Source organism: Deinococcus koreensis (assembly GCF_002901445.1).
GTDB classification, from domain to species: Bacteria; Deinococcota; Deinococci; order Deinococcales; family Deinococcaceae; genus Deinococcus; species Deinococcus koreensis.
This window is the reverse complement of sequence record NZ_PPPD01000001.1, coordinates 23,637-39,464: the sequence shown is the minus strand read 5'-3', so window position 1 is coordinate 39,464 and position 15,828 is coordinate 23,637. Positions and strand designations below refer to the sequence as shown.

General features: G+C 68.7%; 15 protein-coding genes. 8 read left to right on the top strand and 7 right to left on the bottom strand.

Annotation, left to right across the window (positions count from 1 at the left end; translation table 11 throughout):
* Positions 1-81 precede the first annotated feature (81 nt).
* The gene (uvrC, locus tag CVO96_RS00160) at positions 82-1,935 is read left to right on the top strand and encodes an excinuclease ABC subunit UvrC (protein WP_103309011.1); all 1,854 of its coding nucleotides are present in this window, start codon (positions 82-84) and stop codon (positions 1,933-1,935) included.
* A gap of 124 nt (positions 1,936-2,059) precedes the next feature.
* On the opposite strand, the gene CVO96_RS20940 is transcribed toward uvrC, so the two are convergent.
* On the bottom strand, positions 2,060-2,236 hold the full coding sequence (locus CVO96_RS20940) for a hypothetical protein (protein ID WP_165795158.1): 177 nt from the start codon (positions 2,234-2,236) through the stop codon (positions 2,060-2,062).
* A 256-nt stretch (positions 2,237-2,492) separates the two neighbouring features.
* On the opposite strand from CVO96_RS20940, the gene CVO96_RS00155 reads away from it, so the two are divergent.
* Positions 2,493-3,173, top strand: a complete 681-nt coding sequence (locus tag CVO96_RS00155; protein WP_103309009.1) for a phosphatase PAP2 family protein — start codon at positions 2,493-2,495, stop codon at positions 3,171-3,173.
* A 52-nt stretch (positions 3,174-3,225) separates the two neighbouring features.
* On the opposite strand, the gene CVO96_RS00150 is transcribed toward CVO96_RS00155, so the two are convergent.
* Positions 3,226-4,662: an aspartate kinase gene (locus CVO96_RS00150; protein WP_103309006.1), complete on the bottom strand. Its 1,437-nt coding sequence runs from the start codon at positions 4,660-4,662 to the stop codon at positions 3,226-3,228.
* A gap of 401 nt (positions 4,663-5,063) precedes the next feature.
* Here CVO96_RS00150 and CVO96_RS00145 point away from each other — a divergent pair, with 401 nt between their 5' ends.
* The 6 genes from CVO96_RS00145 (at position 5,064) to asnS (ending at position 10,828) form a co-directional block, all read left to right on the top strand.
* A complete protein-coding gene (locus CVO96_RS00145) occupies positions 5,064-5,618 on the top strand; it encodes a YceI family protein (RefSeq protein WP_103309003.1) in 555 nt (184 codons plus the stop codon).
* A gap of 250 nt (positions 5,619-5,868) precedes the next feature.
* The gene (gap, locus tag CVO96_RS00140) at positions 5,869-6,861 is read left to right on the top strand and encodes a type I glyceraldehyde-3-phosphate dehydrogenase (RefSeq protein WP_103309000.1); all 993 of its coding nucleotides are present in this window, start codon (positions 5,869-5,871) and stop codon (positions 6,859-6,861) included.
* A gap of 89 nt (positions 6,862-6,950) precedes the next feature.
* Entirely contained in the window at positions 6,951-8,123 is a 1,173-nt protein-coding gene (locus tag CVO96_RS00135; RefSeq protein WP_103308997.1) for a phosphoglycerate kinase, read from the top strand.
* Complete coding sequence (locus tag CVO96_RS00130; RefSeq protein ID WP_103308995.1) at positions 8,123-8,482, top strand: Imm51 family immunity protein; 360 nt, start codon at positions 8,123-8,125, stop codon at positions 8,480-8,482. The genes CVO96_RS00135 and CVO96_RS00130 overlap by 1 nt, the downstream gene beginning before the upstream one ends.
* A 111-nt stretch (positions 8,483-8,593) precedes the next feature.
* Complete coding sequence (gene tpiA, locus CVO96_RS00125; protein ID WP_103308992.1) at positions 8,594-9,349, top strand: triose-phosphate isomerase; 756 nt, start codon at positions 8,594-8,596, stop codon at positions 9,347-9,349.
* Positions 9,350-9,484: 135 nt separating this feature from the next.
* Entirely contained in the window at positions 9,485-10,828 is a 1,344-nt protein-coding gene (asnS, locus tag CVO96_RS00120; RefSeq protein WP_103308989.1) for an asparagine--tRNA ligase, read from the top strand.
* Positions 10,829-10,966: 138 nt separating this feature from the next.
* Here asnS and CVO96_RS00115 read toward each other — a convergent pair whose 3' ends face one another.
* The 5 genes from CVO96_RS00115 to CVO96_RS00095 all read right to left on the bottom strand — a co-directional run bounded on the left by CVO96_RS00115 (position 10,967) and on the right by CVO96_RS00095 (position 15,812).
* A complete protein-coding gene (locus CVO96_RS00115; protein WP_103308986.1) occupies positions 10,967-11,893 on the bottom strand; it encodes a diacylglycerol/lipid kinase family protein in 927 nt (308 codons plus the stop codon).
* A 19-nt stretch (positions 11,894-11,912) separates the two neighbouring features.
* Complete coding sequence (gene wecB / locus CVO96_RS00110; protein ID WP_103308983.1) at positions 11,913-13,067, bottom strand: non-hydrolyzing UDP-N-acetylglucosamine 2-epimerase; 1,155 nt, start codon at positions 13,065-13,067, stop codon at positions 11,913-11,915.
* Positions 13,064-14,227 (bottom strand): glycosyltransferase family 4 protein, encoded by a 1,164-nt coding sequence (locus CVO96_RS00105; protein WP_103308981.1) that lies wholly within the window; start codon positions 14,225-14,227, stop codon positions 13,064-13,066. The genes wecB and CVO96_RS00105 overlap by 4 nt, the downstream gene beginning before the upstream one ends.
* An 81-nt stretch (positions 14,228-14,308) precedes the next feature.
* Positions 14,309-14,932: a uracil phosphoribosyltransferase gene (upp, locus tag CVO96_RS00100; RefSeq protein WP_103308979.1), complete on the bottom strand. Its 624-nt coding sequence runs from the start codon at positions 14,930-14,932 to the stop codon at positions 14,309-14,311.
* 31 nt (positions 14,933-14,963) lie between these two features.
* Entirely contained in the window at positions 14,964-15,812 is an 849-nt protein-coding gene (locus CVO96_RS00095; protein ID WP_243398081.1) for an aminoglycoside phosphotransferase family protein, read from the bottom strand.
* Positions 15,813-15,828: the final 16 nt, after the last annotated feature.

Here is a 15,828-nt window from a genome sequence, read left to right as displayed (position 1 = left end):
CGGTCGTCGTGCTCCGTCCTGCCGGCGCGCTTCGTGCCGGAAGGCCCGGTGTCCACGCAACGCCTCCACTATGCTGGGGACGTGCATTTCGACGATCTTCCCGTGCTGCCGACCACGCCCGGCGTGTACATCTTCCGCAAGGGGGGCGTGCCCATCTATATCGGCAAGGCGAACAACCTGCGTTCACGGGTCGGGCAGCACTTCAAGGCGGGCGGCAAGAGCGGCAAGTTCACGCGGCTGGCCGAGACGCTGGAATTCATCACCGCCAGGAACGAGGTCGAGGCGCTGGTGCTGGAGGCCAACCTCATCAAGCAGCACCGGCCGCACTACAACGTGCTGCTCAAGGACGACAAGCACTACCCCTTCCTGAAGCTCACCAACGAAGCCTTCCCCATGCTGATCGTCACCCGGCGGGTGCTCAAGGACGGCGCGCAGTACTACGGGCCGTACCCGGACGCCTCGGCGGTGCGGCGGGTCAAGCACCTGATCGACACCATGTTCCCGCTGCGCAAGAACAGCGGGCTGCCCATGCAGAAAAAGCCTCGCCCCTGCCTGAACTTCCACATGGGCCGCTGCCTGGGGCCGTGCGTGGACCGTGCCGACCCCATCGCCTACCAGCAGATCGTGGACGACGTGCGGGCGCTGCTGGAGGGGCGCGCCGCGCCGGTGGTCGCCCGCCTGCGGGTGGACATGGGACTGGCCGCGAAGGGGCAGGATTTCGAGCAGGCGGGCCGGCTGCGCGACCGGGTGCAGGCGGTCGAGAAACTGTTCGGCACCGAGCAGCACGCCTTCGTGAGCGACGAGACCGATCTGGACTTTCTGGGGGCGGCGCAGGCGGGCGAGTTCGCCATGGTGCAGCTCTTCCGGATGCGGGCCGGGCGAGTGGTCGGCCGCGACAAGCGCTTCCTGACCAACGCCGAGGAGAGCACGCTGGGCGAGATCGTGGAGGCCTTCGTGCAGGACTACTACACGCAGGCGACCCATGTGCCGCCGCTGATCCTGCTGCCCGCCGACTTCGAGGACGCGCCGGTGTGGAGCCGGTTCCTCTCGGAGAAGGCCGGACGGAAGATCGAGATGCGCACCCCCAAACGCGGCGACAAGGTCGATCTGGTCGAGATGGCGCAGCGCAACGCCCACACCGGCCTGGAATCCGAGATGGCGCTGCTGGAGCGCCGCGGCGACCATCCCGGCCTGGACGCGCTGCGCGAGGTGCTGGCGCTGCCCGAACGGCCCTGGCGCATCGAGGGCTACGACAACTCCAACCTGTTCGGCACCAACATCGTCTCGGGGATGGTGGTCTTCGAGGGCGGAAGGTCGCGGCGCGGCGAGCACCGGCGCTTCAAGGTGCGCGGCCTGGATCACCCGGACGACTACACGAGCATGAAACAGACCATCCTGCGGCGCTTCACGGGCAGTCTCTCCGACAAACTGCCGCTGCCCGATCTGATGCTGATCGACGGTGGGCGCGGTCAGGTGAACGCCGCGCTGGACGCGCTGAAAGAGGCGAACGTGCAGGTGCCGGTGGTCGGGCTCGCCAAGCGCGAGGAGCGTCTGATCCTGCCGGGCCGCTTCGGGGCGCAGTGGTGGCTGGAATTGGGCAGCGAGATCGGCGTGAACCGCGAGCTGCTGCTGCCCCACACCCACCCGGCGCTGCGGATGCTGATCGGGGTGCGCGACGAGGTTCACCAGTACGCCGTGACCTACCACCGCAAGCTGCGCGGTGAGACGATGCTTCGCAGCGTGTTCGACGACCTGCCGGGCATCGGGCAGAAGCGGCGCGACGCCCTGCTGGAGCACTTCACCAGCCTGGAGGATCTGGCCTCGGCCAGTGTGGATCAGATCGCGGCGGTGCCGGGCATGACCGGGCGGGCCGCGCAGAGCGTCAAGACTTTCCTGGCGGATCGTGACCGCAACGCCCAGCCCGTGGCGGACTGACCAGGGTCGCTGGAGGGACAGAAGTCGGTTCTCCCCTCTCCCCTGGCCCGGATCGACCGCACACAGAAGAGCGCCGCCTGGTCTTACGAACAGGCGGCGTCGTGGGGAAATGGGGCCGGCGGTCTCATGCGAGGTGTAGCCGGACGAGCAGCGCGCGGAGGTTCAGCCCGGGGCGGGGGTCGCCGCTGGGCCGGGCCTGGCGGGCCTGATTCACGAGCCGCTGCTGGGCCGCTTCGCGGTGGAGATCCTCCACGCGGTACACCGCGAGGGACTGGGCGAGGGAGTGGACATTGGAATTCATGGTGCTCCCCGGGTGAAGCCGCTGCCGCGCTGGCATCCTTGCTCGGTCTTCTTCCTCTGGGCTTATGGTGCGCTTCAGGGAACCCTCGCCACATCCTCCGAGTGGCGCAGGGCGGCCTAGTGGGAGTGGCTTAGCCCGCCTCAGGCCGCGTCGGGCCGGCCGAGAGCGCCTCCCGGGCCGCCGGGAGGGGCGTCCGTGAAAGTTGTCGAAAGCGGCGCCGCCGGCCAGTGGGCGGTCGCCGGGGTGTAATGGCGGGATGTGGAGGGCACTGAGGACGGCCGCGCTGCCGCTCCTGAGACTGCACTGGCGGCTGATCCTGCTGGTGCTGCTGGGCGTGCTGGCCCCGCTGGTGCTGATCGCCGAACTGACCGAGGAGGTGTTCCGGGATGGGGGCTTCTCCTGGGATCAGGCCATCCTGGAGTGGTACGCGGCGCACCGCACGCCGGGGCTGACACTGCTCGCCCGCGTCCTGGCGGTGCTGGGCGGGGTACCGGCGCTGCCGATCATCACTCTGGGCATAGCGCTGGTGCTGGCGCGCTTCCGAACCCGGGCCCACGCCTGGTTTCTCATTCTGGCCGTGAGCGGCGCGACAGTGCTCAACGGGCTGGCGAAGGTCGCCTTCCAGCGAGCCCGGCCCGGCGAGCTGGTGGCCGTGCTCAACGAGCCCGGCTTCAGTTTCCCGAGCGGTCACGCCATGAGCAATATGGCGTTTGGCATGGCGCTGTGCCTGGTCTTCTGGCACAGCCGGGCCCGCTGGCCGGCGGCGCTGCTGGGCGTGGGCTGGGGCCTGTTGGTGGGGATCAGCCGCAACTATCTGGGCGTGCACTACCCCACCGATGTCCTGGTCGGGTGTCTCAGCAGCGTGACCTGGGTGGTCGGGCTCTACTTGGTGGTCAGGAAGCGCTGGCGGGTGCTGAACCAGCCCGCGCCGCCGTAGGGGGCCGCGGAGCCGCCGCTGGAGCCGCAGGACTCCGCGGAGGAACCTTCGGTCAGCCGCTGAAGGGCTCGGCCGCCCCCACGGCTTCCTGGGCCGCCGAGCCCAGCCCGAAGGCGGCGTGCACCGCGCGGGTGGCCTCGTCGACGTGACCCCCCTCGATGGCCACGCTGACGTTCAGCTCGCTGCTGCCCTGCGAGATCATCAGGATGTTGACGTCGTGGTCGGCCAGGGCGGTGAACATGCGGGCGGAGACCCCGCGCTGCCCGCGCATCCCGCTCCCCACGATGGCGAGCACGGCGGTGCCCGGCTGTTCATCGACCTTCAGCTCGCTGCTGACGCCCGCCCGCAGGGCGCTGAGGGTGCGCTCGGCATCCACGCTCTGCACGGCCAGCGACACGTTGCTCATCGAGCTGCTCTGGGACACCATCAGCAGCGTGATGTTCTCGCGGGCGATGGCGTCGAACACGCTGGCGAGCACCTCGGGAATGCCCAGCACGCCGGCGCCGCTGACATTGATGAGGCTGACGTTGCGGATGGCGGTCACGGCCTTGACCGGGTGGCCGGCGTCGTCGCGGGGGTGCGACTGCACCAGCGTGCCGGGAAAGTCCGGGTCGGAGGAGTTCTTCAGCCGCAGCGGAATGCCGCTCTCCTGCAGGGGCGTGACCGCCAGCGGGTGCAGCACCTTGGCGCCGAAGTAGGCCAGCTCCATGACCTCGCCGTAGCTGAGCAGCTCGATGTTCAGCGCGTCCTTCACCACGCGGGGGTCGGCACTCATCACCCCGTCCACGTCCTTCCAGGCCCAGACCTCGTCGGCGCCCAGCGCCTTGCCGATGATGGTGGCGCTGTAGTCGGTGCCGCCCCGGCCCAGGGTGGTCAGGGCGCCCTTCTCGGTCTCGCCCATGAAGCCAGCCACCACCGGGGTCACGCCGGTCGAGAGCACCGCGCTCAGGCGGTCTCTGACCCGCTCGTAGGCGCTGGGCAGCGGCTTGGCGTTGCCGAAATGGGAGTCGGTCAGGATGCCCGCCTCGCCGCCGGTCAGGTGGTGCGCGCGGATGTCCTGCTGTTCCAGTGCCAGGCGCATGAGGGGGGCCGAGAGCCGCTCACCGAACGCGACGATCAGGTCTCGGCTGCGCGGGGTCAGTTCGCGCAGCAGATACACGCCGTACACCGCCTGCCGCAGCGTCTCGTGCATCTCGCGCAGCTCGCGCACCGTCTCGCTGTCGGGCACGGCCCCGAGTTCCTGGGCCGCCGTGAAGTGGCGCGTCCGCATGACCGCGATCTCGTCGTTGGCCCGCGCGATGTCGCCGGCCTGCGCCGCGTCGGCCAGCTGCAGCAGCTGGTTGGTCACGCCGGCCATGGCCGACACCACCACCACGACCCGCACACCTTCTTTCAGGCTGCGGCCCACCAGCGAGGCGCTGTGGCGGATGGCGCGGGCGTCCTGCATATTGGTGCCGCCGAATTTCATGACGAGGAGGGATGCACTCATGGAGGTCAGTATGCCGGTTGATCAGAGGGGGCCGCCGGGCGCGTCTGGGCAAATGGCCTTCTGCTCGGGAGGGAACGGAGTCAAGGCCAAGGCACTGCAAGTGAAATGATTCACGATAATTGGGGCACGTGAATTTCCTGTTCTCTGCTCATCATTATCTCTGCTTAGCTAATGGATTGGACGGAAGCCATCACGGATGATGGAGGGCCGTCCAGCACGGTCATCAGCATTGAACAGGTGGCTTGGGGCGAGCGAGGTGGATGAAAGCCGACTTCCCCCTTGGTGCTGAGGGGCGGCGGCCAAACCGTCAGGCCCGCCACGAACAATGCCGCCGCGCCCGGCCAGGGCGGCTCCGTGCCCATTGATACGGCGTCTCTCACGCCGTCCAGTCACGATGAACCATGCGTCCCCTGCCCCGCCGTCTGATCGCCCTCTGCGCCCTCCTGATGCTGCCCGCCAGTGCCGCCCCGGTGGGCTACAGTGCGGGCGACGGCAGCGCCACGTTCGATATCCGGGTGCTGCTGGTGCCGGTTCGCGGCACGATCGAGGGGGTGAGCGCCGAGGCCGACGTGGACAGCGCCGATCTGGCCGCCACGACCGGGAGGGTCACGGTGCCGCTGGTGAATCTGAAGACCGGCAACGGGCTGCGGGATTCTCATGCCAGGAGCGAGGTCGCGCTGTGGGCCGAGAAGTATCCGAACGCCGTGTTCACGCTGGGCCGGCTCACGGGCGGCCGGCTGGTCGAGGGCACGACGCTGGCCACGACGGCCACCGGTACGCTGACCGTCAAGGCCACCACGCGGACGATCTCGGTGCCTGTGAAGGCCACGCTCAGCGGCGCCCAGATCAGGGTAAGTACCCAGTTCAAGTTCAACCCCTACGACTTCGATGTCCGTTATCCGGGCAGCGCGACGAGCGTCGCGGTCGACGTGTCGTTCGTGCTGGCCGCGAAATAGGAGCGGGTCTGCCGCGCTTCGGAATGGCTGGGATGTGGCTGCCCACCAGTCGGAGTCTGGCACCCACTTTCTCCTAGTCGCGTCGGTGCCCTCTCGGCACGCTGCCCTCTCCTCGCCAGTGCCATGTCTTAACTGACACTCTAGTTTGGTGTCCAGAGGACACGAACCGGGCGGCGGGCGGTCGGCGTAGACTGGCTCACGCGGGGCAGGCTTTCCCAAACGTGGAAAGGCCCTCTGATTGGAGGCACGCATGAAAGTAGGCATCAACGGTTTCGGCCGCATCGGTCGTCTGGTCTTCCGCATCCTGGTGGCGCGCGGCATCGAGGTGGTCGCCATCAACGATCTGACCGACAACAAGACCCTGGCCAACCTGCTCAAGTACGACTCCACCGCCGGCAAATTCGACGGCACCGTCGAGTACGACGAAGCTTCGCTGACCGTGAACGGCAAGAAGATCCACGCGCTGGCCGAGCGCGATCCCGCCAACATCAAGTGGGGCGAACTGGGCGCCGACATCGTGATCGAGTCGACCGGCATCTTCACCGACCGCGAGGGAGCCAGCAAGCACATCGCTGGCGGCGCGAAGAAGGTGCTGATCACCGCTCCCGCCAAGAACGAGGACTTCTCCATCGTGCTGGGGGTGAACGAGCAGGACTACGACCCCGCCAACCATCACATCATCTCCAACGCCAGCTGCACCACCAACTCGCTGGGCGCCCCCATGAAGCTGCTCGATGAGGCCTTCGGTATCGAGAAGGCCATCATGACCACGGTACACTCCTACACCAACGACCAGCGCGTGCTGGATCTGCCGCACAGCGACCTGCGCCGCTCGCGCGCCGCCGCCATCAACATCATCCCGACCTCCACGGGCGCGGCCAAGGCCGTCTCGCAGGTGTACCCGGCGCTGAAGGGCAAGTTCGACGGCACCTCGCTGCGCGTGCCCACGCCGGTCGGCTCGATCAGCGACGTGGTGGTCATTCTGGGACGCGACGTGACGAAGGACGAGGTCAATGCCGTGTTCCGGGCCGCCGCCGAGGGCAGCCACAAGGGCATCATCGAGTACACCGAAGACCCCATCGTGCTGCAGGACATCGTGGGCAACCCGCACTCGGCGATCATCGACGGCGGCCTGACCATGGCGATGGGCAGCCTCGTGAAGTTCTTCAGCTGGTACGACAACGAGTGGGGTTACTCCAACCGCATCGTCGACCTGGTGGAACTGGTACAGCAGAAGGGCTGAGGGCTCTGAGCGCTGAGCTATGGGCTATGAGCGGACACGGTGTTGCTCATAGCCCATAGCTCATAGCTGCCCCCCACACAAGGAGACCTATGCAGAACCTCAAATCACTGAACGTCCAGGGCAAGCGCGTGCTGGTGCGCGTGGACTACAATGTGCCGGTCAAGGACGGCGCCGTGCAGGACGACACGCGCGTCACGGCGAGCCTGCCGACCATAGCGGCGCTGCTGGAGGCGGGCGCCCGGAACGTGATCCTGATGAGCCACTTCGGGCGTCCCAAAGGTGGGCCGGAGGAGAGGTACAGCCTGAAACCGGTGGCGCCCGTGCTGGAGAAGGTTCTGGGCCGACCCGTGACCTTCATCGGCGGGCTGGCCGACTCGGACGAGACGCTGGCGGCGGTGCGGGCGCTGGGGCCGGGCGAGGTCGCGTTGCTGGAGAACGTGCGCTTCTCGGCCGGCGAGGAGAAGAACGACGCGGGCCTCAGTGGGCGTTTCGCGCGGCTGGGCGACGCCTTCGTGCTGGACGCCTTCGGCAGCGCGCACCGGGCGCACAGTTCGGTCAGCGGCGTGGCGGGGCTGCTGTCCCACGCGGCGGGCACGCTGCTGGAGCGCGAGGTCGTGGCGCTGGATCGGCTGCTCAATTCTCCAGAGCTCCCCTACGTGGTCATCATCGGCGGGGCCAAGGTCAGCGACAAGATCAAGGTCATTGAGAACCTGCTGCCCAAAGTGGATCGTCTGCTGATCGGCGGCGGCATGGCCTACACCTTCATCAAGGCGCAGGGCGGGAAGATCGGCGACTCGATCCACGAGGATGACCAGCTAGAACTGGCGAGCCGGCTTCTGGCCGAGTACGGGGGCAAGATCCTGCTTCCGGTGGACGTGGTGGCGGCCGACGCCTTCGACACGAATGCCAATACCCAGGTCGTGCCCAGCGGGCAGATCCCAGACGGCTGGCAGGGGCTGGACGCCGGGCCGGAAACCATCCGTTTCTACCGGGACGCGCTGCAGGGGGCCAGAACCGTGTTCTGGAACGGGCCGCTGGGCGTGTTCGAGTTCGAGAAATTCGCGGGCGGCACCAACGCCATCGCGGCGGCCGTGGCCGACCTGAGTGCCAGCGCCTACACGGTGATCGGCGGCGGGGACTCGGTGAGCGCCATCAACAAGAGCGGGCAGGCGGATCGGATCGACCATATTTCTACCGGCGGCGGTGCCAGCCTGGAGCTGCTGAAAGGCAAGGCGCTGCCGGGCGTGGAGGCGATGAAATAATGGACGTGGCCAGCCAGCATGATGATTTTTTTTCGTCCCGGTTGGTCGAGCATGGTGAGCAATCCCCGCGCTACAGCCTGATCTTCGACGACTTCGGGCCGAGCGCGAGCGTCTTTGAGAATCACGGTTCGGAGGCCGGGGGCTACGCCTGGCACGCCGCGTGCGTGGGCTTGGTTGAGGAGCACGCCCCAGAACTGGCCGGGCGTCTCCAATACGACCCGGAAAGCTCGATGTTTGCGGCCTACAGCACCGACCGGGCGGCGCTCCTGCATCTGGCCGAGCTGATTCGTCAGGCGCAGAGTGATCACGCCATGCTGGATCAGGCGCTGGGACGCGTGAACCTCAGCGACTACGACTGAGCCTGGGCCTGAGCACCCCGTTCCCGTGGAATCGGGTCAAAGGGGTCAACAGCCGACAGCCAGTGGTCGCTGTAGACCGTTGACAGTTGGCGTCCTTGCAAAGGAGAACCTATGACAAGTACTACCAAGCCGCGCACACTGCTGGCACTGAACTGGAAGATGAACAAGACGCCCTCCGAGGCGCGGATCTGGGGGCGGGAGCTGGCGCAGCGCTTCACCCGTGGCGACGCCGAACTGGCGGTCATGGCCCCGGCCACGCACCTGCATGGCCTGCGGGAAGCCCTGCCGGGCGGCGTGGACGTGGGCGCGCAGGACGTGTCGGCGCATGAATCGGGTGCCTACACGGGCGAGATCAGCGCGGCGATGCTGGCCGATCTGGGCGTGGTGTACGTGGTGGTCGGGCATTCCGAGCGGCGCGAGTACCACGGCGAGACGGACGCCGTCGTGGCCGCCAAGGCGGGGCAGGCCCAGGCAAACGGACTGACGCCCATCGTCTGCGTGGGCGAGGGCCTGGAGGTGCGCGAGAAGGGCGAGCACGTGGCCTACACGCTGGCCCAGCTCGCGGGCAGCCTGGAGGGCGTGGGGCCGGAGGTCGTGGTCGCCTACGAGCCGGTCTGGGCCATCGGCACCGGCAAGACCGCCACGGACGACGACGCCGAGGAACTGGCCTCCGCCATCCGCGCCGCGCTGGTGGAGCGGTACGGCGACAAGTCGGCCGAGATCCGCGTCCTGTACGGCGGCTCGGTCAAGCCCGACAACATCGCCAGCATCTGTGCGAAGCCGAATGTCAATGGCGCGCTGGTAGGCGGCGCGAGCCTCAAGGTCGAGGACGTGCTGGGTATGAATGACGCCCTGAGATCGGCCTGAGCCTCTTCCCCGCTGTGACAGGCGGGGAGGTACCATAAACATCATATGATTTTATTCACGATATTGCGCATTCGTGAATTTTTTGCCGACTCGGCTCTCCGCATCTCTGTCATGCTCTGCCTATACTGACCGCCGATGAGCGTTCACTCCAGTATTCACGACCTGAAGAGCCACGTCGGCCAGACCGTTACCGTCCACGCCTGGCTCACCGACAAGAGCGGCAAGGGCAAGATCCAGTTCCTGAAACTGCGCGACGGCAGCGGCTTCGTGCAGGGCACGGTGTTCAAGGGGGACGTCAGCGAGGACGTGTTCGAGGCGGCCAAACGGCTGACGCAGGAGCAGGCGGTCACCATCACTGGCGAGGTGCGGGCCGACGAGCGGGCGCCGGGCGGGGTCGAGCTGAGCGTGCGGGGGCTCTCCCCCATCTCCGAGAACCACGCCGAGTACGCGATCACGCCCAAGGAGCACGGCATCGAGTTCCTGATGGATCACCGGCACCTGTGGCTGCGCCACCGCCGGCCCTGGGCGGTCATGCGCGTGCGCGACGCCGTGCAGCGCGCGATTACCGACTTCTTCCACGGCGAGGGCTTCATCCGCTTCGACGCGCCCTTCTTCACGCCCAACGCCGCCGAGGGCACCACCGAGCTGTTCGAGATCGACCTCTTCGGCCAGGACAAGGCGTACCTCTCGCAGACCGGGCAGCTGCACGCCGAGGCCGGCGCCTTCGCCTTCGGCAAGGTCTACACCTTCGGGCCGACCTTCCGCGCCGAGAAGAGCAAGACGCGGCGGCACCTGCTGGAATTCTGGATGATCGAGCCGGAGGTCGCGCCCAGCACCCACGCCGAGAACATGGATCTGCAGGAACGCATGGTGTCGTTCATCGTGCGGCGGGTGCTGGAGGAGTGCGCGGCCGAGCTGGAGCTGCTGGGCCGGGACGTGAGCAAGCTGCGGGGCGCGGCCGAGGGGAGTTACCCGCGCATCACCTACACCGAGGCGCTGGAGATCGTGCGGAAGCACATCGAAGATCGTGACCTGCCTCCGAACGTGCAGGAGGACGTGCAGCCGGTCGAGTGGGGCGACGACCTGGGGGCGCCGCACGAGACCATCCTGGGCCACCACTTCGACCGACCCGTGATGGTCGAGAAGTACCCGGCGGCCATCAAGGCCTTCTATATGCAGCCCGATCCCGAAGACCCGCGCGTGGCCCTGTGCGACGACATGATCGCCCCCGACGGCTACGGCGAGATCATCGGCGGTTCCCAGCGCATTCACGACTACGAGCTGCTCAAGTCGCGCATCGAGCACGAGGGGCTGCCGCTGGAGGCCTTCGACTGGTACCTCGACCTGCGCCGGGTCGGCAGCGTGCCGCACGCGGGCTACGGCATGGGGCTGGAGCGGGTGATCGCCTGGATCACCGGCGCGGAGCACATCCGCGAGGCGATTCCCTTCCCGCGGATGCTGACGCGCATGCGGCCCTGAGGACAGGCGGGGGAGGGTGTGCGACGGCGCCCTCCCCCGTTTCTAGTGATGCAGGTACGTGGATAGGTAAGTGAATCATTTCACGATAATACATGATCGTGAATTATTTGTTTGGTCTCAACATATCTCCTGCTCTGTTTAGGCGTTCAGCAGGCGAACGGCTTCCGGGAGCACCCGGGTGCTCAGCCGCGTGACCTGACCGTGCAGGTCGCCGTCCAAGTGGAGATCGGTGGGGCGATTCCAGACCACCTCGACCTCCCGCCCGGCCCGGTGGTGCACCAGAGGATGGCCGAGATGCGCGCCGCGCAGCACCCTCGCCATCAGGCCGAGGAGTTGCAGGCGAGTGACGGGGCCGCTTGCCAGGACGTTGAGCCGGCCGTCCTGGGCGTCGCTCAGGGGGCTGATCTGGAAGCCGCCGCCGTAGCGGGTGCCGTTCATGACCGCGACCAGGGCGCTGGGGCCGTGGTGCAGCCGCACGCCATCGACCGTGACGGTGACCGTGCCGAGCGACAGTTCCCGCAGGGTGGCGACCGCCGACCACAGGTAGCGGCCGAAGCCCTGCAGCCGGGCCGGGGCGCGGGTCATGGTGGCGGCCACCTGGGCATCGAAGCCCATGCCCAGGCCATTGAGGAGCACGAAGCGCTGTCCGACCTCGTCTCCTGCCTGAATCTGCACGTCCAGGGCGTCCACGAGTCGGGGCTGGTGGGCCAGACGATCCAGGGCCGCGCCGAAGTCGTTCGGGGGCAGGCGCAGCAGACCGGCGAAATCGTTGCCGGTGCCCAGCGGAACGATCCCCAGGGCGCGGCCGGTGCCCACGAGGGCAGGCAGTAGGGCGCCCACTGTGCCGTCTCCACCGACGGCCAGCACGGCGACCTCCGGGGGCAGGGCCTGCAGGCGGGCCAGGGCAGCCGAGCCTGTCGCTTCGCGGATCAGTTCGAAGGCCAGGGCCCGGCGCCGCAGCTCCTGCTCCAGTTCGGGCCAGCGGCGCAGGGCCAGGCCGCCGCCCGCGTGCGGATTGAGGACGACGGCGTAGCGGCGGGCTGTGCCCGGTAGAGGGCTATCCACTGCGCCGCCACTCACCTCCTCAGCTCCAGTCGTCCGGCCGCGCGGCGAGCCCGAAGTGCCAGCCGATGGCCTGGGCGATGCGCGCCGAGGCGTGGCCGTCGCCGTAGGGGTTGCGAGCGCGGCGCATGGCCTCCAGGGCCTGCGGGTCAGCCAGCAGCCCGGACAGCACGGCCTCCAGCTGGGCCGGGTCGTTGCCCGCCAGTTTCAGCACACCGGCCTCCAGCCCCTCGGGGCGCTCGGTGACGTTGCGCAGCACGGCGACCGGCACGCCCAGGGCGGCCCCCTCCTCCTGCAGGCCGCCGGAGTCGGTGGCGAGCAGCACGGACGCCGCCATCAGCGGGGCCATGTCGGAGTAGTCCAGCGGCTCGGTGAGTTCGAAGTTGGGCACCGCCCCCAGCGCGGGGCGCACGGCCTCCTGCACGGCGGGCGAGAGGTGCACCGGGTAGATGAAGTGGGCGTCCGGGTGGGCGGCGGCCACGCGGGCCAGGGCGGCGGCCATCTCGGGCATCTGCGGCTGGTTCTCGCGGCGGTGCATGGTCACGGTCACGAGGCGCTGCCCGGCGTCCAGGCGGGCCTGCCACGCGGGGCGCAGCGGCACCCGGCCGGCGACCTCGCGCACGGCGTCCACGGCGGTCTGGCCGGTCACGACGATGCGCTCGGGGGCCTTGCCTTCCCGCAGCAGGTTGGCCTTGCTGCCGCCGGTGGGGGCGAAGTCCAGGGTGCTCAGCACGCCGGTCAGGCGGCGGTTGGCCTCCTCCGGGAAGGGCTCCTGCAGGCTGCCGGAGCGCAGGCCGGCCTCCACGTGCCCGACCGGGATACCCTCGTAAAAGGCGCTCAGCGCCACGCAGAAGGAGGTGGTGGTGTCGCCGTGGACGAGCACCATGTCGGCGCCCATCTCCCTGAGGGTGCGTCCGGACTCCGGCACGATGCGCCCGGTGAGGCCCGCCAGCGTCTGCCGGTCGGTCATCACGTTCAGGTCGCGGTCCGGGGTCAGGCCAAAGACATTCAGGGCGCCGTCGAGCATCTGGCGCTGCTGGCCTGTCGAGAGGATCAGGGGCCGCAGGCCGGGAAACGCCTCGATGGCGCGGTAGACGGGGGCCATCTTGGTGGCCTCGGGGCGGGTGCCGAAGGCCAGAACCATCACTTTGTCGGGGGCGGGGTCGGGGGTGGTCATGCGTCGGAGTCCTCGGCGGGGGTGCGGGCGGTTTCGATGTTCTGGGTCTCGATGTTCTGGGCGCGGACGCGGCGGTAGGCGACGAAGAACAGGCACAGGGCGATGAAGAGGCCGGTGGCCAGGATCACGGCCCCATGTACGCCCTGCAGGGCCATGCCGAACATGCCGCAGCCCAGCGCGACCCCCCAGAGGATCACGGCGGTGCGGCGGGCGCTGGCGGTGCGGGCCAGGACGCGGTGGTGGATGTGGGTCTTGTCGGGGTGCCCCAGCGGGTTGCGGATGCCGCGCGCCAGGCGCCCGATGACGACCTGGGTGGTGTCCACGACCGGCAGGGCCAGCACGATCAGCGGCACGAGCAGGCTGGCCCCGGCGCTGAATTTCAGCGTGCCCAGCAGACTCACGGCCGCCAGCGTGTAGCCGAAGAGGTAGGCGCCGGCGTCGCCCATGATGATGCGGCTGGGGTTGAAGTTGTGCCGCAGGTAGCCCAGCGCGGCGCCCGAGAGGCCGGCGAGCAGGATCACGGCCGCCGCCCGGTCCGGGAACTGCGCGGCGGTGGCGAGCAGCACCGTACTGACCACGAAGCCCACGCCGCCCACCACGCCGTCGACCCCATCCATCAGGTTCACGGCGTTGGTCAGGCCGACGATCCACAGCAGGGTCAGCAGGTCGCTGAGCACCACGTTGACGGCGGGCGAGAGCTGCAGGTGCAGGGGCAGCGAGGCCACGTCGATCTTCAGGCCGTTGACCAGCAGCAGCAGGGCGGCCAGCGCCTGCACCCCCAGCCGGAAGGCCGGCGAGAGGCCGTACTGGTCGTCGATGAAGCCCACCAGCACCAGCAGCGCCCCGCCCAGCAGGATGGCGAGCACCTGGATGTTGACGATCTCGACCACGATGGGCCGCAGCGCCCAGGCCAGCACGACGCTGATCAGGAAGCCGGCGAAGATGGCGAGGCCGCCCGCGTTGGGCAGGGGCTCCTTGTTCAGTCGGCGTTCGTTGGGCTGATCGGCCCAGCCGACCTCCACGGCGAACTCGCGCAGGCGGGGGATGAACTGCCAGGTGAAGACCCAGGCGGTGGCGAACGTGATGATGACGCTGAGAAAGCCCCGACCCAGCAGGTCGGCGATGCCCAGTTGCGCGGCGAGCGCCCTTAGAAAGTCCATAGCTGACGGGATTCTAAAGGCTCGCCGGCCAGGAGGGGTCGTCCGGAAGTCGCAGGGAGGGGCCGGGCCTCAGGCGGCGGCTCATTTGGTGCCGTAGATGCGGTCGCCGGCGTCGCCCAGGCCGGGCACGATGTAGCCGTGGTCGTTCAGGTGCGAGTCCACGGCGGCCACCACGATGTCCACGTCCGGATGGTCGCGCTCGATGACGGCGACGCCCTCGGGGGCGGCCAGGATGCTCATCAGCTTGATGGAGGCCGCGCCGGCGTCCTTGAGGCTCTGGATGGCGGCCGAGGCGCTGCCCCCGGTGGCCAGCATGGGATCGGTCAGGAAGACCCGGCGCTCGGCGATGTCGGTGGGGAGCTTGTTGTAGTAGGCCACCGGCTGCAGGGTCTGGGGATCGCGGTACAGGCCGATATGCCCGACCTTGGCCGCGGGCACGAGCTGCACGATCGAGTCGGTCATGATCAGCCCGGCGCGCAGGATCGCCACCAGCGCCAGCTTCTTGCCGGTCAGCATGGGAAACTCGCCGCTTTCCAGGGGCGTGCTCAGGCGGTGGGGCTCCAGCTCCAGGTCGCGCATCGCCTCGTAGGCGAGCAGCAGGCTGAGTTCTGCGGCCAGCTCCCGGAATTCCTTGACGCCGGTATGGACGTCGCGCATGTGGGACAGTTTGTGTTGGACGAGGGGGTGGGTGACGACCGTGACCATGCTCACATGGTAACGCCCGAGTCGGCTTCGCTCAGCGTTCGGGCAGCCGGGCCAGCACGTGGCGGGCGCGCGGCAGTTTGCGGCTGCGCTGGGCCCCGAATTCGTAGGGCTCGTTCATCAGGAACCAGTACAGGTCGTGCAGGGTGGTCATGGCGATGTAGGCCCGGTAGCGCGCCAGGGTGGGCGCCTCGGTGTCGGGCAGGAAGGACAGCGCGGCCTGCAGGCTCTCGTCGGGGGGCAGCAGGTCCAGCGTGCCGGTCTTGAGCAGGGCCAGGTCGCGCAGAGGGTCGTCCTCGCCGGCCTTCGTCCAGTCGATCAGCAGCACGTCCCCGGCGGGCGAGATCAGGATGTTGTCGTGCCACATGTCGAGGTGGCAAAACGAGGCCGGGTGGGCCAGCAGGCCCTCCTCCAGCGGGCGCTCGACCGCCTCGAACAGGTCGTCCAGCGGGGAGGCGGCCAGGGCGCTGCGGAAGCGGCGCAACCGCTCGGCCACCTTGCCCAGATTGACCTGCGGGGTGGGGGGGCCCTGGGGGCGGGCATGCAGCGTCCGCACGATCTCGCGCAGGCGCGGCAGGGCGCGGGGCACGTCCTGGGGCCGCAGCGGCTGACCGGGGAAGCGGCGCATCACCAGGGCCTCGATGCCGTCGGCCTCCACCACGTCCAGCACCCACTCTCCCATGCCGGCGCGGCGCATGTTCGCGGCCTCCAGGCGGTGGTCTCCGCGCTGGTTGCGGTAGACCTTGACCACCACCTCGCCGTCCCGGGCGCCGTAGACCCGGCTCTGCATCCCGGAGTCCATGGGCGTGAGCGATCCGAAGCGCGCCTCCAGCTCCGGGAAGCGGAGGTCGGCGGAGGCGCTGCGGGCGGGGGGCCGGGTCACGGTGCGCCCCGGGCCG